Source organism: Pseudomonas sp. Irchel s3a12 (assembly GCF_900187485.1).
In the GTDB taxonomy this organism is placed as follows: Bacteria; Pseudomonadota; Gammaproteobacteria; order Pseudomonadales; family Pseudomonadaceae; genus Aquipseudomonas; species Aquipseudomonas neuropathica.
In genome coordinates this window covers 83521-104871 of record NZ_FYDN01000013.1, presented here as the reverse complement: position 1 = coordinate 104871, position 21351 = coordinate 83521, and the positions used below count along the sequence as shown (strand labels likewise).

12 protein-coding genes are annotated in these 21351 nt (G+C 61.5%); 5 read left to right on the top strand and 7 right to left on the bottom strand.

Annotation, left to right across the window (positions count from 1 at the left end; genetic code table 11):
• The first annotated feature begins 85 nt into the window (after window positions 1-85).
• The 5 genes from cobG (at window position 86) to CKW14_RS21580 (ending at window position 11790) form a co-directional block, all read left to right on the top strand.
• Entirely contained in the window at window positions 86-1381 is a 1296-nt protein-coding gene (gene cobG / locus CKW14_RS21600) for a precorrin-3B synthase (protein WP_305885173.1), read from the top strand.
• Window positions 1374-2000, top strand: coding sequence for a precorrin-8X methylmutase (locus CKW14_RS21595; protein WP_093430238.1), 627 nt, complete (start codon window positions 1374-1376; stop codon window positions 1998-2000). The genes cobG and CKW14_RS21595 overlap by 8 nt, the downstream gene beginning before the upstream one ends.
• Window positions 1997-2731 (top strand): precorrin-2 C(20)-methyltransferase, encoded by a 735-nt coding sequence (locus CKW14_RS21590; RefSeq protein WP_371857758.1) that lies wholly within the window; start codon window positions 1997-1999, stop codon window positions 2729-2731. The genes CKW14_RS21595 and CKW14_RS21590 overlap by 4 nt, the downstream gene beginning before the upstream one ends.
• On the top strand, window positions 2731-4431 hold the full coding sequence (cobJ, locus tag CKW14_RS21585) for a precorrin-3B C(17)-methyltransferase (RefSeq protein WP_095126114.1): 1701 nt from the start codon (window positions 2731-2733) through the stop codon (window positions 4429-4431). The genes CKW14_RS21590 and cobJ overlap by 1 nt, the downstream gene beginning before the upstream one ends.
• Before the next feature lie 300 nt (window positions 4432-4731).
• Entirely contained in the window at window positions 4732-11790 is a 7059-nt protein-coding gene (locus CKW14_RS21580; protein ID WP_095126113.1) for a TcdA/TcdB catalytic glycosyltransferase domain-containing protein, read from the top strand.
• 90 nt (window positions 11791-11880) lie between these two features.
• Here CKW14_RS21580 and CKW14_RS21575 read toward each other — a convergent pair whose 3' ends face one another.
• The 7 genes from CKW14_RS21575 to CKW14_RS21545 form a co-directional block, all read right to left on the bottom strand.
• The gene (locus CKW14_RS21575; protein ID WP_025111770.1) at window positions 11881-12477 is read right to left on the bottom strand and encodes a MarC family protein; all 597 of its coding nucleotides are present in this window, start codon (window positions 12475-12477) and stop codon (window positions 11881-11883) included.
• Window positions 12478-12541: 64 nt separating this feature from the next.
• The gene (locus CKW14_RS21570; RefSeq protein WP_095126112.1) at window positions 12542-15319 is read right to left on the bottom strand and encodes a hybrid sensor histidine kinase/response regulator; all 2778 of its coding nucleotides are present in this window, start codon (window positions 15317-15319) and stop codon (window positions 12542-12544) included.
• Between the two features lie 99 nt (window positions 15320-15418).
• Window positions 15419-16714 carry a phosphoribosylamine--glycine ligase gene (gene purD, locus CKW14_RS21565; RefSeq protein WP_095047354.1) on the bottom strand — a complete coding sequence of 432 codons (1296 nt, stop codon included), beginning with the start codon at window positions 16712-16714 and terminating at the stop codon, window positions 15419-15421.
• 149 nt (window positions 16715-16863) lie between these two features.
• Window positions 16864-18471 carry a bifunctional phosphoribosylaminoimidazolecarboxamide formyltransferase/IMP cyclohydrolase gene (gene purH / locus CKW14_RS21560; protein WP_095047355.1) on the bottom strand — a complete coding sequence of 536 codons (1608 nt, stop codon included), beginning with the start codon at window positions 18469-18471 and terminating at the stop codon, window positions 16864-16866.
• Between the two features lie 83 nt (window positions 18472-18554).
• Window positions 18555-18875, bottom strand: coding sequence for a DNA-binding transcriptional regulator Fis (gene fis, locus CKW14_RS21555; protein ID WP_003221275.1), 321 nt, complete (start codon window positions 18873-18875; stop codon window positions 18555-18557).
• A complete protein-coding gene (gene dusB / locus CKW14_RS21550) occupies window positions 18872-19882 on the bottom strand; it encodes a tRNA dihydrouridine synthase DusB (protein WP_093430243.1) in 1011 nt (336 codons plus the stop codon). The genes fis and dusB overlap by 4 nt, the downstream gene beginning before the upstream one ends.
• A gap of 185 nt (window positions 19883-20067) precedes the next feature.
• On the bottom strand, window positions 20068-21345 hold the full coding sequence (locus tag CKW14_RS21545; protein ID WP_095126111.1) for a DUF3426 domain-containing protein: 1278 nt from the start codon (window positions 21343-21345) through the stop codon (window positions 20068-20070).
• Window positions 21346-21351: the final 6 nt, after the last annotated feature.

Sequence of the window (21351 nt, the reverse complement as noted above, 5' to 3'; positions counted from 1 at the left end):
AGCGGACAAAGCAGGCATAATACCGCGCCTTCGCCCGCGAAGCGCCTTTCCCACGCAGCCGGTCAGCCCCTTGAACGAACGCCCGATGTCCACCGCCTTACGCCCCTCGGCCTGCCCGGGGTTACTGCGTATCGTCCAGGCACTGGACGGCGGCATCTGCCGGATCAAGCTCAATGGCGGTTCGATCAGCGTCGATCAGGCCGACGCGGTGGCCGATGCCGCCGAACAGTTCGGCGCGGCGATCGAGGCGACCAACCGTGCCAATCTGCAGATTCGCGGGATCGGTGAGCAATCTGCGGCACTGATCGAACGCTTGCTCGCCGCCGGTCTCGGCCCGCGCACGGCGGCCGGTGACGATGTGCGCAACCTGATGCTCAGCCCCGCTGCCGGCATTGATCGGCAGATGCAGATCGACACGCGCGGCCTCGCCGGGCAGATCCTCGATACTTTGCAAAGCCATCCACGGTTCCACGAGCTGAGCGCCAAATTCGCCGTGCAACTGGATGGCGGTGAAGCGCTGGCGATGCTCGAACATCCCCACGACCTGTGGTTGTCGGCGTTCGCGCGTGACGGTAAAACCTGGCTGGCGTTCGGCCTGGCCGGGTGCCCGACGGATCGCGCGGTCGGCGCGGTGGCGCTGGAGCACGGCCATGCGTTGGTGGTGGCGGTGCTGGAGTTGTTCCTGGCGTTGGCACGTCCCGAGCAGACGCGCATGCGTCATTTGCTCGATGAATTGCCGATGCCGGCGTTTCTGCAACAACTGAGCGCACGTTTGCCGATCAAGCCGATCAGCGATTGGCAGCGCACCGCCGTGGCGGACAATCTGCACATCGGAGTTCATCCGCAAAACACTGCGGGTCAGGTGTATATCGGTGCGGTGCCGGCGCTGGGCCGTCTCGATCCGGCGATGCTGCGCGGGGCTGCGCAACTGGCCCGCCAGTTCGGCAATGGCAGCCTGCGTTTTACGCCTTGGCAAAGCCTGCTGGTGCCGGGCGTCAAAGCAAGTGATGCGGCTCAGGTGCTGGAAGGTCTTGAGCAACTGAACCTGTTGACCCGCGCTACCGAGCCCCTCTCACGCCTGATCGCTTGCACCGGTGCCAGTGGCTGCGGCAAAGGCCTGGCCGACACCAAGCAGGACGCCCGCCATCTGGCGACGTTGCTGCCCTCGGCCCTCAACGTCCACCTCAGTGGCTGCACGCGCTCTTGCGCTGCCGCCCACTGTGCCCCGGCGACGTTGCTGGCCGTCAGTGCCGGTCATTACGACCTCTATTTTCGCGATGCGACGCTGCCGGGTTTCGGCGCGCTGCACGCACGCAACCTTACTATTGAAGCGGCCGCGACCCTGCTCGCCGCCCGCTCTCGGAGTCCCTTTGATGCTTGATTACATCCGCGATGGTCAGGAGATTTATCGCAACTCCTTCGCGATCATTCGCCGCGAGGCCAATCTGGCGCGCATCCCGGCCGATCTGGAAAAACTCGCGGTGCGGGTGATTCACGCCTGCGGCATGGTCGAGGCTATTGACGGTCTGCAGTTCTCCGAAGGTGCGGGCAAGGCCGGGCGCGATGCGCTCGCCGCCGGTGCGCCGATCCTCTGCGATGCGCGGATGGTCTCCGAAGGTGTGACACGTGCGCGCCTGCCGGCCAACAACGAAGTGATCTGCACCTTGCGTGACGAGAGCGTGCCGGAGCTGGCGCGCGAGCTGGGCAACACCCGTTCCGCCGCCGCACTGGAGCTGTGGCGTCCGCATCTGGAAGGCAGCGTCGTGGTAATCGGCAACGCGCCGACCGCACTGTTTTATCTGCTGGAAATGCTTGACGCCGGCGCACCGAAACCGGCGCTGATCCTCGGCTTCCCGGTCGGCTTCGTCGGTGCCGCCGAGTCGAAAGCCGCCCTGGCCGCCGACAGCCGTGGCGTGCCGTTCGTGATCATGCAAGGCCGCCTCGGTGGCAGCGCCATGGCCGCCGCCGCCGTTAACGCCCTCGCCACGGAGATCGAATGATGCAGGCCAAAGGACGTTTGCTTGGCCTGGGCGTCGGCCCGGGGGATCCGGAGCTGATTACCGTCAAAGCCCTGCGCCTGCTGCGCGAATCGCCGGTGGTGGCGTACTTCGTCGCCAAGGGCAAAAAGGGCAACGCGTTCGGCATCATCGAAGCGCATCTGCAACAGGCGCAGAACCTGTTGCCGTTGGTCTATCCGGTGACCACAGAAGCGCTGCCGGCGCCGCTGTCCTATGAGCAGGTCATCAGCGATTTCTACGACGAAGCCGCCGAGACGCTCGCCGCACACCTGGATGCCGGTCGCGATGTGGCGGTGATTTGTGAAGGTGATCCGTTCTTCTACGGCTCCTACATGTACCTGCACGATCGCCTCGCCACTCGTTATGAAGCCCAAGTGGTGCCGGGCGTGTGCTCGATGCTGGGTGGCGCTTCGGTGCTCGGCGCGCCGCTGGTGTATCGCAATCAGAGCCTGTCGGTGCTCTCGGGCGTGTTGCCCCATGAAGAGTTGAAGCGGCGTCTGGCCGATGCCGACGCGGCGGTGATAATGAAGTTGGGGCGCAATTTCCCCAAAGTGCGTCAGGTCCTCGAAGAACTGGGTCTGGCCGAACGCGCGCTGTATGTCGAGCGTGCGACCATGGCCAATCAGAAGATCGTGCCGATGGATCAGGTCGAGCCGATGTCGTCGCCGTACTTCTCGCTGATCATTGTGCCGGGCGAACGGTGGCAAGGCTGATGACTCAATCTACGCCAGCCATCGTCATTCTCGGCCAGGGTAGCCTGGCCACCGCACGGCGCATTCAGCAGGTCTATCCGGCGGCGCAGATCCACGGCCTCGCCGGGCGCGTCGAAGGCGCCGATTGCACCTATCAGGAGTTCGGCGCGACCCTGCGTGCGCTGTATCAGCAGGACACGCCGATCATTGCTCTGTGCGCGGCCGGCATCGTCATCCGTACGCTGGCGCCGCTGTTGCTGGAAAAGGGCGCCGAGCCTGCGGTACTCGCCGTGGCCGAAGACGGCAGCGCCGTGGTGCCGCTGTTGGGTGGCCTCGGCGGGGTGAATGTCATGGCGCGCGACATCGCTGCCGGGCTGCAAGTCGCAGCCGCGATCACCACCAGTGGCGAGTTGCGTTTTGGCACGTGCCTGCTCAACCCTCCGAGCGGTTATGCCCTGGGCGATCTGGAACTGGGCAAGTGTTTTGTCTCCGACCTGTTGGCCGGTCACAGCGTGCGCATCGAAGGCGCGGCGCCGTGGCTGGATCAGGCGCAATTGCCGGAAGATCCGCAGGCGCAGCGCTCGATTCATGTCGGCAGTGCCGCGCGTGAGGCGAGTGCCAGTGAGTTGCTGATCTATCCACGCAGCGTCGCGGTGGCGGTGAGTGCCGAAACAGCTGACCTGGCGAATGCCGTTCGCCGCGCGTTGCAGCAGGCGAAAATCGCCTTGCAGTCGCTGGCCTGTCTGTTGGCCAGCGAGACGCAAATGGCTTCGCCACTTTTGCGTGAAGCGGCGCTTGAGCTGGGTGTGCCGCTGCGCTTCGTTGCGGCGCAAAGCGACATCGAAACTCTGGCACGTGCCGCAGTGCCTGAGGCTAAAGTTGTGGTCAGCCACGGCATGGCAATCGCGGTCGCCGAACAGCCGTTGGATGTTTCCAGCATTGGCCGGCCACGCGGCCGTCTCGCCGTGATCGGCCTCGGCCCCGGCGCTGCCGAACTGATGGTGCCAGCGGTGAAGGCCGAACTGGCCCGCGCCACCGATGTGCTCGGCTACGAAACCTACGTACGCATGGCCGGGCCGTTTCGCGACGATCAAGTGCAGCACTGCACCGACAACCGCGAAGAGATGCAGCGCGCCCGTCACGCCTTCCGGCTGGCTGCCGAAGGGCGCTCGGTGATTGTCGTGTCCTCGGGTGATCCCGGCGTGTTCGCCATGGCGGCGGCGGTGCTCGAAGCCTTGCACGAGTCGACGGACCCGGCGTGGCACAGCATCGACCTGGAAATTCTCCCGGGTGTTTCCGCTTCGCTGGCCACCGCCGCACAGGCCGGGGCGCCACTGGGCCATGACTTCTGCGTGATGTCGCTGTCGGACAATCTCAAGCCTTGGTCGATCATCGAAAAACGTCTGGATCTGGCCGCTGAAGCGGATCTGGCGTTGGCGTTCTACAACCCGATCTCCCGGGCGCGTCCGTGGCAACTGGGCCGGGCGCTGGAGATTGTCGCGCAGCATCGCGCACCTGAAACCCCCGTGGTGTTGGGTCGCGACATCGGCCGTCCGGGCCAGACCCTGCGCACCACGACACTCGGCGCCTTAACCCCCGAGCAAGTGGATATGCGCACCATGGTGTTGATTGGTTCTTCGACTACCTGCACCTTCCCGCGCGGTGACGGCGGCGTCTGGGTTTACACCCCGCGCTGGTACGGTGAAAAACCCGGGGCGTGAGAAAGTCGTGTTGAGCGTCAAGCGCAGTTGTAAGCAACTGCGTGAGACGTGATATCCGGTTAACGCTTCGGATTGAATCATTCCGCTCGAACACAAGGCCGCCAATCTTCTGGATTGGCGGCCTTGTGCGTTTGTGCGCAGGTAAGAAAACAGGCAATTCATTGCCACATGGTTCAAGCACAAACCCCGAGTGTTATTGGCTGTTTCACTGGACATCGTTTGAGTTTGTTCGGGTTTGAGCGTGGTACTCCAGTTCAATAGTTTCGTGGCGAACGAAGCCGTTATGGAAGAAGTGCCACGATGAAAACCAACAAGCCGTACGAAATCCTTTCCGTCAAAGACTTCTCGCAACTGCAGCGGGCGCTGAGCGAGTTTGCCGGCAGCGCTGAATACAAGGCGTTGCTGTCGCACTATGAACTGGCCAGACAAGCCGCTGATGACCCGCAGCGACTGCTGTTGATCAAGCTGTTTCAGGAGGCCCTGGAGTCGTTGCTCCAACGCAGGACTCAGCCCGTTTCCGAAGCCATCAGCCAGATCAGATCGGATCTGGTCAAGTCTGTCGCCAGGCTGGAGGACACACACGCCATGCTCCATGGCGTGGCCAGGCCCGTGGCGAAAATCATGCACTTTGTCTGGGTGGGCGGCAGTGAAGTCGGGGCCAATCAGCGCGACTACATGAACATCTGGCGCCAGGTGCTGGAGCCGCAGGGTTACCGCTTCAACCTCTGGTACGACAGTGATGCGTTGCTGGCCTTTGAAATGAACCGGGTGATCCTCGACAGCGCCAGAGTGGATGCGCTGGAGTCGGGCGGTGACAAGGTCAGCAAGGCTTTTCAGTTGTCGCAGATGATCGAGGACCGTGCGCGGGTGTTGAAGCAGCAGATGTTCGCCCACCTTCAGCAAGCACAGTGGCGGGGGCGAGCCGACGAAGCGCGTATCGACTTGATGGTGCGTGCCTACGGCAAGGATCGGGCGACGCTTGAAGCCTTTCGCCAGCGCTGCCTGCAGACGCATCAGGCGATGCTCGGAGCGGACCTGCAATTGCGCGATGTCGGCGACGAATTTGCCGGGCACTTTTTGCAGGATGTCTATCAGCGCGAGGTGGCCATGCGCGGCAATTTTGCCGCGGCGAGCGATGTCGTGCGCCTGCAGGCCGAATACCTCGAAGGTGGCCGTTACAGTGATATGGATTACTTGCCGCCACTGGCGGACACGCTGGCCGGTGTCGATATTCTCAGCGTCGGCGAAGAAGGCCGAATCGGCGTTTTGCAGTTGCTGTTGAACCACAATGAAGCCTTGATGCCGGGACGCGACCGCCAGCGTTATCTCGACCGCACTGACAAAATCCCGCCCGAACACCTCGAGGCATTGACGGCGTTTGCCCGTGAGCAACACCCGCTAAGTGAGATCTTTGTCGCACCGCAAGATCACGCGGTGCCGCAGGACGCGATGCGTTTGGGCACGGCCTATGGCTTGCCGGACTGGGCGGAAATGAATGCGCATATGCTGGCCCATCCCGGCAGTGCCATGACCCTGGCGTACATGCAGATGATCCGCCTCAATTATGACTGCCTGCTGGAAGTGGAGCGGCGTGCGGCGCTCGCCGGCATCGACGCGACGGATCAGGCGCGGATGTTTGATGTGGTCGAGAATGTGGTCAACGAAGCTCAGGCGCAGGGCAAACTGCCTGAAGCGCAAGGCGAGGTGTTCCGCTCCAGACTGATCGACGCGATTTTTACCTATTACCGCGATGGCATTCGCCTTGAAGCCCGCGGCACCATCACCCTGACGGGCCCAGGGGCCGCCGCGGCCGCGCTGCTCAAATACATAGAGCAGCACCTGCAACCCGATCGACATGTGCAGATCCGTGAGCGCCTGAAGTTGCTCGAAGGCTACAACACCCACACCGAGGAGGAGATGATCTCCGGCTGGACCGTCGACGGTAAGGCCGAGCAATGGTTGCTCAAAGAGCGGGAGAAGTGGCAGAACGGCAAACTGAAATCGCGCTACGTCGGCCAACTGGCGGATCTGCTGAAAGCGCACACGCTAACCTTCAAGCAGGGCTGGCCGGTCATCGAAGGCCAACCGGTGATGTTGACCTCGGTATTGCAGCCGCTGATGGACGATCTGGGCGAGCCGTTCCTGCGCGCGATGCAGGAGAAGTTGAGCGGCGACATGACGTTCAATTCAGCGATCTCCATCGGTTTCGACAGCCGTGAGCAGATTCGCGCGCAAACAGTCCGTGCGATTCCGCTTTCCCATGGCGCGGAGCCTACCCGCAATCTCAATGAGTTGTTCACCCTCGTTGCCCATGGCTCGCTGGCGGTTGAGCAACTCAGTCCGTTGCAACGCGTCATCCTCGGCGGGATGTTGGGGGCAAACAGTCTGGATGCCGCCGGGTTTGCCCCGGTCTGGCAGAGCGTTATGGACATCGCTCGGGGAACCGCTGAGGGTGGTTTGTTCGCCCGTTACCACGCGATCGAAAAGGCCCTGATTCAGCAGGCGGCGCCGAACTTCAAGGCGGGGCTTGCCGGCGCGAGCATCCACGGCACGCACACGGCGCGCGAACTCAAGGCGTTGGCGATGAGCGAACCGCTGACGCTGAAACAGTGGGGCGAGCACATCGGACAGATCAATCGCACGGCACAGCGTGAATACCACAGGCATATTTTCAAGCGGGGTGGCCAGGTGCGGGAGGCGTTGTTCCAGTCCGGCGCCGTGTCCGTCAGGCAACTGCCGCAGGATTTGTTGAGGCGCAGCACGGGCGACCCGGGACGCCGTTGCTATCCGCTGGCGTTGTTGATGGGCGCCGCCGTGGCGGCTGGCGGGTTGGCCGAGCGTGCACTGATCGGACGTGTGGCGAATGCCAGCCTGAGGCCGGAAGACGTTGATTCGCGGGCGTTGCTCAGTGCGCTGGATGAGCTGGGCGAGGTCTCCGGGCGTGCGATCGGACAGGCTCGTGGCCGGCAAAATCTCGACAGCGTGATGCAGACACTGGAAGCGAAAACCGCCCCCGGCGCCCTGCTGCTCGACACAGGCAATCACGCTTTGCTGGTGGCTAAAGTGCAAGTGGATGAGCAAACGTTCTATCGCTTTTATGATCCCAATTTTGCGATTTATGGATTTGCCGCAAGCGCAGAAATGAAGCAGGGCTTGGCACGCTATTTAAGTGACGACGGCAACACTTTGGCGAAGTTGTACGGCCTGACTGACATCGGCACTGCGCAGTTCGATGTAATCGAACTGGACACCGTAGCGCTCGCCGAGCGGACATTGTCGTCCGGGTTGCGCGTCGAGAGTTTTTTGCAAACCGCAGCTATCGCCGACCCTCAGGCGGCTTCGGTCTGGGCCAGGCAAGCTGTCGCACGCACGCGCTCACTCAGTGAAAACGCGCGGCTGGGGGCTAGCCTCGCGCAGTTGGACGCGCGTTACTGGGCGCAGGAATTTGATCAGGCGACCCGGCAATTGCGCGCTGAACACACATTGGGTCGCGACTATCTGCCGCTGCTGGAAACGCTCAAGGCAAACCCGGACGCGGGTTATTCGCTGACGCTGGTGGATGTGCAGAACCCGGCCAGATCACTGACAGTCGGCACCGCCGATGCGCGGTTCGACAGGCTTAAAAAACACCTTCAACGTTTGGTTGTCACATTGACGGGCAAGCCGAGTACCGCGGTCGAAGCCGACGGCGGCAGTCGTCTGAGTTTCGCCTTCGCGATCCAGGCGTTGGTCACTGAAATGCGCCATCGTGACTATCAGGCTGATGGCGAGCGGGCGCCGGTTTTGTCGATAGCCCTGCAAGTGCAGGTCTATTTCAACTATGCGCAGTTGGGTTTCGGCGTATTGAGCGACACGGCCCAGACGATCAATCTGGTGCGTCAGGTGGCGGCCAGCGAACGGGCATTGACGCTTGGTCAGTCGTCGTTGTCCGGGCGTGTGCTGGGGCGTGCCACCACGGCAGGCGGATTGGTATTTTCGCTCGCCAACATCGGCTTCGATCTCCACAACCTGTCGGTGGCCGAGAACCACGAGCAACGCTCGCGGTTCTCCACATCACTGGTGTTCAACGTTGCAGCATTGGGGGTGGATGTTGTTGCTTTGGCGGCTGGCGGGGCGGTGGGCACGGCAGCGGCCGTTCTCTCGGTGCCGCTGCTGGGTGTCGGCATTGGGGTGACGGCGATTGCCAGCAACCTGGGACAGATCAGGGACAAGGCGACGGCGGTGGGCAATCATCTGCGTGCGATCGGTCATGCTTACCGGCGCGGTGCCTACACCTTGAAGGATGGCGTGCTGCAATTTCCCGCAGAGGCGGTCATCGTCAGGCTGAACCTGCAAACCAATGACGTGCGCTTCGACAGCCAGAAGTTTTACCCCTGGACGGGCGGGCCACTGGAACTGCCGCAGTACAACGATGACCCGCAGGCTATTCACCTGTCCCTCGATATCCGCCAGGCACTGGGGCTGCCCGAGGTTGTTCATCTTTACCGTGACGAAACCGATAGGCTTGAGACGCTGGTGCTGCCGTGCACGCCGATCTGCCATTACGGTTACGAGTATCAGTTGAAGGGGCTGGGCGGGTACACCTACGACCCCCTTCCCGGCGAGGTCGGGGACGCTGGCGACATCCCTGCTGAAACCCGCTACCCGCAAGTGACGGATCGCATGGCGGACACGCTGGAGTATGACCAACACGGAAACCGGCGCTTTTATCTCACCAGCAACCCGTCGCTGCCGCACATTCTGTACAAGCTGCATCCGGTCTATCAACCGACAGACATCAGCGTGGTGCTGGACAGTCAGGTACGCCAGTTGGTGGTGCCGACCCTGGAAACGCTGGTGCACAACAGGATTTCCTACGCAATCAGCGCACCCGAGGGGCAATACCGGATCAGGCTTGCACCCGGCATCGTCTCGGTCAGATTTAATGGCCCTGCCAAGTGGATCGTGCAGGCGACCTGGGCTTGCCTGGAGCAGGTCAGATTTGCCGCCGCGGATCGGGAAAATGATGATGAAGTCCAACTGATGGTTGATGGCACGGTGCTGTCGGTTTTCGATGGCTTGATCGAACTGGCCGAGGGCCTGTTCCGGGTCGATGGGTGGGAGCGCTGCCTTCGCTTGCAGTCGGTCACCCTTGATGAGCAAAGCCGCCTGCCGCAAATACTGGCGATGCTGCGCCAGCACGCCCGCGAAGGCCGATTGGTCGCAAATGCTGTGGCGCTGTACAAATTCCGGGTGCCCGCCGCCATGGTGGTGACCACCGCTTGGTATGACGCGACCAGTGATCGTTTGTTGTACGCACGCAATCTGCCGAGCGCGGTGAACGAGGGGCTGCTGTTGGGCGGCGCCGGTGCCCGCCATGCCTGGTTCTACCATCCGCAACGGGCGACGGTCTGGCGTGTCGACACGATCACCGGCACGGTTGTGCATCGCTACCGCTTGATGAACCCCGCGAGCGGGTCGCACATCATGGGTTGTGTCCAGGACGCCGATGGCAGTTTGCGAGTGTTGCAACGCTTGCTGATCGACGCCCGGATAACTGAAACCGAAACCACACTGGAGTATCGCCTCAGCGATGCGGCCGTGGTCCTGACGGGCATCAAGTCGTCGTTTATCGAGGAACCCACCGCGCGCCCCGGGCAGGGCGACTTGCATCACTTCACGACCTTCGGCGCGTATAACGATGAAACCCCGGGCATGGCCAATGCCATCAGCACCTGGGTATATGCATCGTTCGTTTACGCGCGCACCTACTACTTCGAAGGATTGCGCCGGCGTGCCTGGGTCAACAAACGCACGGGCCACTATTTTTCGGCGGGGTTGGGCAGTGAGGCGGACATGGTCATGTTGATGCCGGCCGATCCGCAGAGCGGTGCGCTGCTGTTCTACAGCAAGCAAGCGCAGACCATCAGTCAAGGGGTGGAGCCGAGGGTGGGGCAATTCATCAATCGGGTCATCGAGCGCGATATTGTCGACGTCACCCAAACGTTCGGAAGCTACATTGCCACCAAGGCCGACGGCCGCCTTTTCGAGGTCGACACCAACCTTAAAGATGAGCAGTGGATGGGCGGCATTCCCACACCGAATATTCTGAAATTTGCCGGCCTCGGCCAGCGCTGGCTACAGCTCAACTCCGACTGGCTGGACGCTTTGCCGGCGCTGGCAAAAGTCTACAAAGCCGAACCTTTTCCGCTCATCGGATTGGGCAATGGGGCGGGTCATGCATTTCTGCCGGCGTGGTGCATCGAGGAGCAATTCGTTGTGTCGAACATCGGTCCTGAAGTGCAGTTGACGCCGTTGGGACTGACGCCGGACAAACAGGCCGCATGGTTGCTGGAGGGTTCGACCGGGCGGCTTTATCGCCAGCCGACGATTGCCATCGAGGCATTGCGCGTCGCGTTTGCTGCTGGGCCGCAGCGCGTGAACCCCGGGCAGTTGCCCATGGCAGAAAAGGTCTGGCCGCAATGGTCATTTGTTCACGTGCTGAGGCATGGACAAGGTCTGCTCGGGCAAACCCGCGACGGGGTCAATGTCGAGCTGCACGATCAGCAGCCAGCGCGGATCATCAGCGTGGAGAATCGCTGGTCGCACGTGCAGGGGCAGACGGCCGAGCAGTGGCGTACGCGCTTGAAAGCATTGCTCGCGGGACAGCTCCACGCGCAGGTTCTGCCGGTCGAGCACACCGGCACGCGCTACACGTATTACCTGCCTGCAACGGATCGCTTGTTTGAGGTCACCGCCCGCCATGCGCGACAGTGGCCGACGTTTCTTGGCACGCGCCAAAACACCGCTGCGCTGCTATTCGACGCAATTGACGGATTTGTCTTCAGCGCAGGCCCGGTCGATCCTGATCCTGTCTGGATTCCGGGCTGCCACGCGCACCGCGAAGGCGAGGTGTTGTCCCTGTCCTTGAGCGATGAGGTGACCGATGTCCGCGCATTATTGCCCGATGGCATCGACACACTGATTCTGGCCTTCGGTTCCCGGGAAACCGGGTATCGCATCACCGACGAAACCTGGCAGCGTCTGGACTGCATCGTGGTCGATACGCGGCTGGCAGCGGACGACGATGGTTCGGGCACGAACCTGCTGTTTCTCGACATGGCTGATTGCGCGCGCCTTTTGATGTCGCGGGTTGAAGGGCATCTGGTGATTGCCGACCCGGACAGTGCAAGCACGCTGATTGTGCGGGATGTCGAGCCGCAGGGCGGCGAGGAAAACACGCCAATGGAAATAACAGTCCGGCTCAATGAGCGGCTCCACTGCACGTTTACCCTTACCGATTGGTTGCAGCGTTTTGCACGGCTGCAGGGCGATAACGCCGTGGTCAGTCTGAACGTGCTGATTGAGGCAGCGCTTTGAACTCAAAACCGATGTAGAAGCAAAAAGGGCCGTGAAGAATAAATTCACGGCCCTTTGCAAGAAGTGTACGGACGTATTCGATGCGCTTGTTCAGGGCACCAAATAGCCTTTGACCCCTGTAAAAATGATCTGCGCCGCCAAAGCGCAAACAAACAATCCCATCAAACGACTGACGATCTGTAAGCCCTGATCGCCCAGAATCCGCTCGATACGATTCGACAGGTACAGCACCACGCCGACGGTAAAACTGGCCAGGGCAATACTCATGATCGCGGTGAGTTTGTCGTCCCAGTGCGGCTGGCTGACGCCCATCACCAGCAAGGCACCGATGGTGCCCGGGCCGACGGTCAGCGGGATGGTGAGCGGCACGATGGTGACGTCCTGCTGCACATTGTCGGCCTGTACCGCCGGTTTGCCCTGCGCCATCCCCAGTGCCGAAATGAACAGCACACTGCCGGCGCCGATGCGAAACGCATCCACGGTGATGCCGAACACATCGAAAATTACCCGCCCGAACAAATACAGTAAAACGCTGGAGACCAGCGTGGCCACGGCGACTTTCCAGGCCAGCCGCCGTTGTTCCTTGCGCGAATAACCGCGGGTCAGGCTGATAAAGCACGACAGCACGAAGAACGGGCTGTAGAGCACCAGCATCTTCAGGTAAACGCTGAACAACACATGGAGCATGGTGCAAGCTCACTGGCGAGGGAATTCGTGGGGGAGTCTATCAGGCGCTACGGGGTCTGTCGGCTCAGGAGGTGGGCGTCGTGGCACGGTTCTGCTGATCACGCTCGGCTACCCAGTGCTCGATCAGCTCGCGCAATTGTGACAACTCGACCGGCTTGGACATGTGCCCATCCATCCCGGCCTGACGCGCGCGCTCCTTGTGTTCGGCGAGAATATGCGCCGTCAACGCCACGATCGGCGTGCGAATGCGTTGATTGCTGACTTCCCAGGCGCGCAATTGCTGGGTCGCCGAGAAGCCATCGAGGATCGGCATTTCGCAGTCCATCAGCACCAGATCGTAACGCTGGGCTTTCATCGCTTGCAGGGCTTCTTCGCCGTTGGCGGCGGTGTCCGGTTGCAGGTTGAGCTTGCCGAGCATGCCGCGAATCACTTTGGTCGAAATCGTGTTGTCTTCGGCGACGAGGATGCGGAAATCGCTCGGCACTTTCGCCGCCGTGGCCGGGGTGACCACTTGCGGCTGGAACACCACCTGACCTTTGTTGCGCTGGTTGAGCTCGTCGGCCAGGGTGGTCTTGAGGGTGTAGCCGGCCACCGGTTTGGCGAGGATGCGTTTGATCCCCGAGTTGCGCGCGATGATCTTGCTCGGCGCATTGCTGATGCCGGTGAGCATGATCAGCAGGATGTCGTGGTTCAGACTCGGGTCTTCCTTGATCTTGGCCGCGAGCTGCATGCCGGTCATGCCGGGCATGTTCTGATCGAGCAACACCACATCAAAGTAATCACGCAGGTGCGCCTTGGTCCGCAGGAGAGCCAACGCTTCCTTGCCTGAAGGTACGGCGCTGACATTCAGCCCCCACGCACTGCATTGCTGGACCAGCACTTTGCGGCAGGTGTCGTTGTCGTCGACCACCAGGACCCGCGCGCCCTGCAGCGGACTGTCGAGATCGGAGGTCGGGTGTTCGAGGCGGTCGGGGTCCAGCGGCAAAGTCAGCCATAACGTGCTGCCTTGATTGGCGCCGCTCTTGATGCCGAACTCGCCATGCATCAAGCGGATCAGTTGTCGCGCGATCACCAGCCCCAGGTTGCCACCCAGACGATTGGCCGAAAGGAAGTGCTTGCTGTGCAGTTCGGCGTGCATCAGTGCGTCACGCTCTTCCTGATCCATCGGTTCACCGCTGTCCTGCACGGCGATGCGCAGACGCGGTTTGTTGCTGCGCTCGTCGAGGGCGACGACGATCAGCACTTCACCTTCATCGGTTTTCTTCAGGGCGTTTTCCAGCAGGCTCAGCAGAGTCTGGCGCAGGCGGGTCGGGTCGCCGCTGATCACCCGCGGTACTTGCGGCTGGATAAAGCTGATCAGTTCGACGTTCTGCTGTTCGGCCTTGGCCCGGTAGATGCTCAGGCAGTCGTCGATCAAGGCATTGAGGTCGAACTGCACATCGTCCAGTTCGATCTGCCCGGACTCGAGCTTGGAGATGTCGAGAATCTCGTTGATCAACGTCAGCAATTCGTTGCCGGCGCTGTGGATGGTCTGCACGTAGTCGCGTTGCTTGACCGACAGTGGCGTGCCCAGCAGCAGTTCGGTCATGCCCAGCACGCCGTTCATCGGCGTGCGGATTTCGTGGCTGATCTTGGCGAGGAACTCGGCTTTGGCGTTGATCTCGGCATTGCTCGCGGCGAGGTCGCGGCTGACGCTGAAACGACTTTCGGTGATGCTGCGCTGACGCTCGCCGAGGGCGATGCTCATCAGCAGCCCACTGATACAGATGAATGCCATCAGGGTCATGATCAGACCCTGCGGCGACACCAGTGTCAGCCCCAGCAACGCGGGAAGAATGATCAAGGTGCCGATGTTGAACACCACCATTGCGGCGACGAACAGGCGCGCCGGGCGGTAACCCTTCTGCCAGTGATAGAAGGCGACAAACAACATGCTCAGGCCGGCCAGGGCCACCAGGGCATAGGTGATGATGTTCAGCGGCAGGGTATTGACGAACAGCAGCAACAGGCTGCAGGTGACGATAAACAGGATGTCGCCAATCAACAGTTTGTTCAGCGGGTGCGGGCCGAGCGGCGCGAAGAAGCGATAGGCGAACATCAATCCTGCGGGAGCGGTCAGCAGCAACGCCAGATAGGCGCCCGGGGTCTGCACCGCGTGCCAGTTCGGCAGCCAGGGGCCGGCGAGGTTGAGCAGCAGCAACAGACTGAGGCCCAGCAGGCCCTCGCAGACCGCCAGCCACAGGCTGCTGCGCGAGCGGGAGTAGGCGTAGCGCACAAGGTTGTGCAACAGCAGCATGGCGAGACAGCCGAACAGCAAGCCGAAGATCAGCGTCTGATTGTGGTTGGCCGCGCTCATCACCGCCGATTGTAGGGTGACGTGCGGGCGCAACTGGTGATCGGAGACCAGGCGCAGATAGACATCGAGCGGTTTGTCGGTCTGTGGCAACGGCAGCATGAAGTCGCTGCTCGGCAACGGCCTTTCGGCCTGTGGCTGGTCGGTGCCGGTGTTGCGTTGCTCGATCAGCTTGTCACCGTCGAGTACGTAGAGATTGAGCTGTGACAGGTCGGGGGCAAAGATGCGTAGCACTTGTTCGTGCTTGCCCGGCGCCAGTTTGAAGCGCAACCACAGGGCGCCATCGGGCTCGGCCGCAGTGAGGCGGTCGAGGTCGATGGGGCTGAATTGATTGGTGTAGCGAGCGGAGCGGATATCGCTCAGTTGCAGACTGCCCTGATCGTCAAGCAATACCGACCAGCCACTGCCTTGCGCGGCCTGGGCCGGGAGCATGCAGAGCAAGGTCAGCAACGTGACGGTGAAGCTTATGGCAATCCTGAGCCAGCGCACGGCGAAATCCCTTCGTAGGTTGATGCCAGAATATAACGATGCGCGGCGGCGGAACAGCCCGGCGAGGAACGGTATCCCTCGCCGGGCTCGATCGACAGCTTATTCCTGGGTTTCGCCACGTTCACGGGCAATGGCGCGGTAGCCAATGTCCTTGCGGTAGAAGCAGCCTTCCCAGTCGATGGCTGCTGCCAGCTTGTAGGCTTGCTGCTGAGCTTCACCGACGCTGGCGCCCATTGCAGTGGCGCAGAGTACGCGACCACCGGCAGTGACAACCTGACCATCCTTCAGCGCGGTACCGGCGTGGAAGACTTTGCCTTCCAGGCTCGCCGCTGCGTCCAGACCGTTGATCGCCGCGCCCTTGGCGTAGTCGCCCGGGTAGCCGCCAGCGGCCAGCACGATGCCGACGCTCGGGCGTGGATCCCACTGTGCTTCAACCTTGTCCAGCGCTTGCGCCAGAGCGGCTTCAACCAACAGCACCAGGCTCGATTGCAGACGCAGCATCACCGGTTGGGTTTCCGGGTCGCCGAAGCGGCAGTTGAACTCGATAACCTTTGGATTACCAGCCTTGTCGATCATCAGACCGGCGTAGAGGAAACCGGTGTAGACATTGCCTTCTTCAGCCATGCCACGCACGGTCGGCCAGATCACCAGATCCATCACGCGCTGGTGCACGTCGGCAGTGACCACCGGGGCAGGGGAGTAGGCACCCATGCCGCCAGTGTTCGGGCCGCTGTCGCCGTCGCCAACACGTTTGTGGTCCTGGCTGGTGGCCATCGGCAGGACGTTTTTGCCATCGACCATGACGATGAACGAGGCTTCTTCGCCGTCGAGGAATTCTTCAATTACCACGCGCGAACCGGCGTCGCCGAACGCATTGCCAGCAAGCATGTCGCGCACGGCGTCTTCGGCTTCGGCCAGGGTCATGGCGACGATCACGCCTTTACCGGCCGCCAGGCCATCGGCCTTGATCACGATCGGTGCGCCTTTTTCACGCAGATAAGCCAAGGCCGGCTCGATCTCGGTGAAGTTCTGGTAGTCGGCGGTCGGGATCTTGTGGCGAGCCAGGAAGTCCTTGGTGAAGGCCTTCGAACCTTCCAGCTGCGCAGCGCCGGCGGTCGGACCGAAGCAGTCCAGGCCACGGGAGCGGAACAGATCAACAACGCCAGCGACCAGCGGCACTTCCGGGCCGACGATGGTCAGGGAAACGTTTTTCTCGGCGAAGTCGGCCAGTTGCTCAAGAGCCAATACGTCGATGGCGACGTTCTCGCACTTGGCTTCGATGGCGGTGCCAGCGTTGCCCGGCGCGACGAACACCTTCTGTACGCGCGGATCCTGAGCCACTTTCCAGGCCAGGGCGTGTTCACGGCCACCGCTGCCAATGATCAAAACATTCATTTCAAAAACCTCGGATGACGCTAATTCTGTGGGGGCTGATCGTTCCCACGCTCTGCGTGGGAATGCCTCTACGGACGCTCTGCGTCCAAGGGACGCGGAGCGTCCCGGGCTGCGTGCCCACGCAGAGCGTGGGTACGATCAAGCAATAATCAGTGACGGAAGTGACGCATGCCCGTAAAGACCATGGCGATGCCAGCCTCATCGGCAGCAGCAATCACTTCAGCATCACGCATCGAGCCGCCCGGCTGGATCACTGCAGTGATGCCGACCTTGGCCGCGTTGTCGAGGCCGTCGCGGAACGGGAAGAACGCGTCCGATGCCATCACCGAACCCGCTACTTGCAGACCGGCGTGCTCAGCCTTGATCGCGGCGATACGTGCCGAGTTTACGCGGCTCATCTGGCCAGCGCCGACACCGATGGTCTGACGGTTCTTGGCGTAGACGATGGCGTTGGACTTCACGTACTTGGCCACTTTCCAGGCGAAGATCAGGTCATGGATTTCCTGTTCGGTCGGCGCGCGTTTGGTCACGACTTTCAGGTCATCGGCGCTGATCATGCCGATGTCGCGGCTCTGTACCAGCAGTCCGCCATTGACACGCTTGTAGTCCCACGCGGCTGCGCGGTCTGCCGACCACTCGCCGCAGGCCAGCAGGCGCACGTTGGCTTTGGCCGCAACGATGGCGCGGGCTTCTGCACTGACGCTTGGGGCGATGATCACTTCAACGAACTGACGCTCGACGATCGCTTTGGCGGTCTCGGCATCCAGTTCACGGTTGAAGGCGATGATGCCGCCGAACGCCGATTCGGTATCGGTGGCGTAAGCCAGTTCATAGGCCTGACGGATGCCGCCTTCAGCGTCCGGGCTGACCGCCACGCCGCACGGGTTGGCGTGCTTGACGATCACGCAGGCTGGCTTGACGAAGCTCTTCACGCATTCCAGCGCGGCGTCGGTGTCAGCCACGTTGTTGTACGACAGTTCTTTGCCTTGCAGTTGGGTCGCGGTAGCGATGCCGACTTCGGCAGGCTTGGCTTCCACGTAGAACGCCGCGCTCTGGTGCGGGTTCTCGCCGTAGCGCATTTCCTGGGCCTTGATGAACTGGCTGTTGAAGGTGCGCGGGAATTCGCTGCGGCCTTCAGTGCTCAGGGTTTCAGCCGCTTGATTCACGGTGCCCATGTAGTTGGCGATCATGCCGTCGTAGGCGGCCGTGTGTTCGAAGGCCTTGAGCATCAGGTCGAAACGCTGCGCGTAGGTCAGGCCACCGGCTTTCAGGCCTTCCAGGACGCTGGCGTAATCGCTGGCATTCACCACGATCGCTACGTCTTTATGGTTTTTCGCTGCCGAACGGACCATGGTCGGGCCGCCGATGTCGATGTTCTCGATGGCGGTCGGCAGGTCGCAGCCTGGCTTGTTGATGGTGGCTTCGAACGGGTACAGGTTGACCGCCACCAGATCGATCGGCTTGATGCCGTGCTCGCTCATGATTGCGTCGTCGATACCGCGACGACCGAGGATGCCGCCGTGGATTTTCGGGTGCAGGGTTTTCACCCGACCGTCCATCATTTCGGCGAAACCGGTGTAATCCGCGACTTCCACTGCGGCAACACCGTTGTCGCGCAGCAGCTTGAACGTTCCGCCGGTGGAGAGGATCTCGACGCCCAGAGCTTCAAGCTCCTTGGCGAATTCGAGGATCCCGGTCTTGTCGGAAACGCTGATCAAGGCGCGGCGGATCGGCAGGCGGGTAGTCTGGTCGGTCATCTCAATTTCCATCAAAAGCAAAGGAAGTCAGCAAAAAAGGCGACCGTTTTTTACGCGGGCGCCTTTCTGGTTTGATTGAATGCTTACAGCAGATCGTACTGCTTGAGTTTCTTGCGCAGCGTGCCGCGGTTAAGTCCGAGCAGCTCACTGGCCTTGGTCTGGTTGCCCTTGACGTAGTTCATCACGCTTTCGAGCAGGGGAGCCTCGACTTCGGAGAGCACCAGGTTGTACACATCCGTGACGGACGCGCCCTCAAGGTGGGCGAAATAATTGTGCAGCGCCTTCTCGACACTCCCGCGAAGGGTCTGGCCTTCTTCGCTCGGGGTATTGAGGTGCTGTTTCAAATTCACGTTGTCGCTCACGGGTGCTGTTCCACTCACTAAAGTCTCGGTCATCATCGTCATGCGGCCACCCCTTCTTCGTCCCCTGTCAGGCTCTTGTAACGCTCGGCGAAAAACTCCCGAACGTTGGCGCATTGTGTTTCCGTACCATCCAAACGATTGAAGTGGGCGCGAAACTCCCTGGCGCCCGGCAAGGTTGCGAGATACCAGCCCACATGCTTGCGCGCAATGCGCACGCCCATCACATCCCCATAGAAAGCGTGAAGGGCGGCCAGATGCTCCAGCAGAATGTGTTCCACTTCGATCAGTTCCGGTGCCGGCAATTTCTCGCCGGTACGCAGGAAGTGTTCGATCTCGCGAAAAATCCATGGCCGCCCTTGGGCGGCGCGGCCTACCAACAGGCCATCGGCACCGGTCGCGTCGAGCACGTAACGGGCCTTTTCCGGCGAATCGATATCGCCATTGGCAAACACCGGCATCGACACCGCCTGCTTGATCGCGGCAATCGTGTCGTACTCGGCTTCACCGGTGTACAGATCGGCGCGAGTGCGGCCATGCACTGCCAGCGCGGTGATCCCGGCCTGCTCGGCGATCTTCGCCACGGTCAGGCCGTTCTTGTTGTCGCGATCCCATCCGGTGCGGATCTTCAAGGTGACCGGCACATCAACCGCAGCCACAACGGCCTGCAGGATCTCGGTCACCAGTGCTTCGTCCTTCAACAACGCGGAACCGGCGGCCTTGTTGCAGACCTTCTTTGCCGGGCAACCCATGTTGATATCAATAATCTGCGCGCCCAATTCGACGTTGGCCCGGGCCGCATCCGCCAGCATCTGCGCGTCGCCACCGGCAATCTGCACCGAGCGGGGCTCGGGATCGCCTTCGTGGATCATGCGCATGCGCGACTTGCGGGTGTTCCACAGGCTCATGTCACTGGTGACCATTTCCGAGACTACAAGCCCTGCGCCCAAACGCTTGCACAGCTGACGAAAGGGCTGGTCGGTGACGCCCGCCATCGGGGCGAGAATCAAGCCGTTCTGCAATGTGTATGGGCCGATGCGTACCGCCGACATAGGACTTCCCTGAGGTGGGGCCGGATCATGAGAGTTCGAAAAAGGGTTGGCATGATACCCGCTCTCGATGACTGGATAAAGGCTGAATTGAACAAAATCTGAACAGTTATTCCGTTATCGCCACAGGTTTGGTTGTGGGTGGCAAAGTCAGAAAACCGCCGTCAATTGCAAACCGCCGCAGGGATTCACTCGGGCGAGTGGAAACTCAGGCTGTAATTCACTGCTTTCGGGCCTGGGTCGAGGATATCCAGCGCAATGTGGATCGGCGTTTGCGGCGGCATTTCCGCCAGACCTTCGAGGTCCCCTCTGAGGTACTCGCCGGGTTTGAAGCGACGACTGGCGATCAAGTGGCCATTGAGGTCGGCGAAACGCAGTTCCAGTAATGGAAAGGGCTGAGAGAACGTCGCGCGGTTATAAATGATCGCGTCGACCACCAATGCGCCGTTGAACTCCGGATGACTGCGCACCACCAGATTGCTGCTCTTGATCCGGGCGATGTCGACCTTGGACGGCACCGTGCAGCCGATCTGCGGGCAGATTTGCTGGAACCACGGACGGTATTGATCCTGGCGGGCCAGTTCGTCGAAATGATAGGCGATGTATTGGGCAGCCAGTCCGCCCGCCGCCAGTAGCACCAACAGCAACCAGAGCAAACGGCGTCCCCACGGCGAGCGGCGTTTCTGCCAGTCCAGTTGCAGCGGGTCGTCACTCAGGTCCTGCAGGACTTCAGCACGTACACCGGGTTCTGCGCGCTCGCGCTTTTTGCGCAGCGGCTCGATCGATGGCAACTCGTCGCCGTCATCGATATCGTCGCTGGCAGAAAATCGTTCACGACGGGCGTTCGGATCGATCGGGTCGTGAAGGCGCAGTTGCGGGATCGCCGGCTCGTCGTCGAGATCTACCGGTTCCAAAGTCAGCGAAGGCTCAGTGCGCGCGGCTTTGGCCGGTTCGATCTCCGAGACTTCTGCCTCGTCGTCGGGCTCGATCGAGTGCTCATCGGCATGTTCGCTGAACAGGCTGTCGCGCCAGACGGTTTCGTCCGGCTCAGGCATGTCGCGCCGGGCGCTCAGGGAATCTTCGCGGGGACGACCGAATTCGGTGGTCGGCTGGATTTCCCGTTGCTCGAGGCGGGCAAGTTCCTGGTCCAGATCGAGGCTGTCGAGATCCAGCTCCGAGGCGCTCCACTGCTTTTGGCTGATGGCGCGCGGTGCCGGCGGCTCGACGATGGCTACGGGTTCGACGGCTGGCGTCGACTCGACAATCGGCGGTGGCTCGGCAAGCGAAGGCGCGACCGGCGTCACCGCGTCCTTGCCAGCGTGTTGTTCCAGCAGCTGTTTGGCGGCGTTGAACACTTGCAGGCAGGAGCCGCAGCGAACCACCCCGCGGGCCACGCTCAATTGAGCATGGCTGACACGGAAACTGGTTTGGCAATGCGGGCACTGGGTGACGAAGCTGTCAGTCATGCGGCG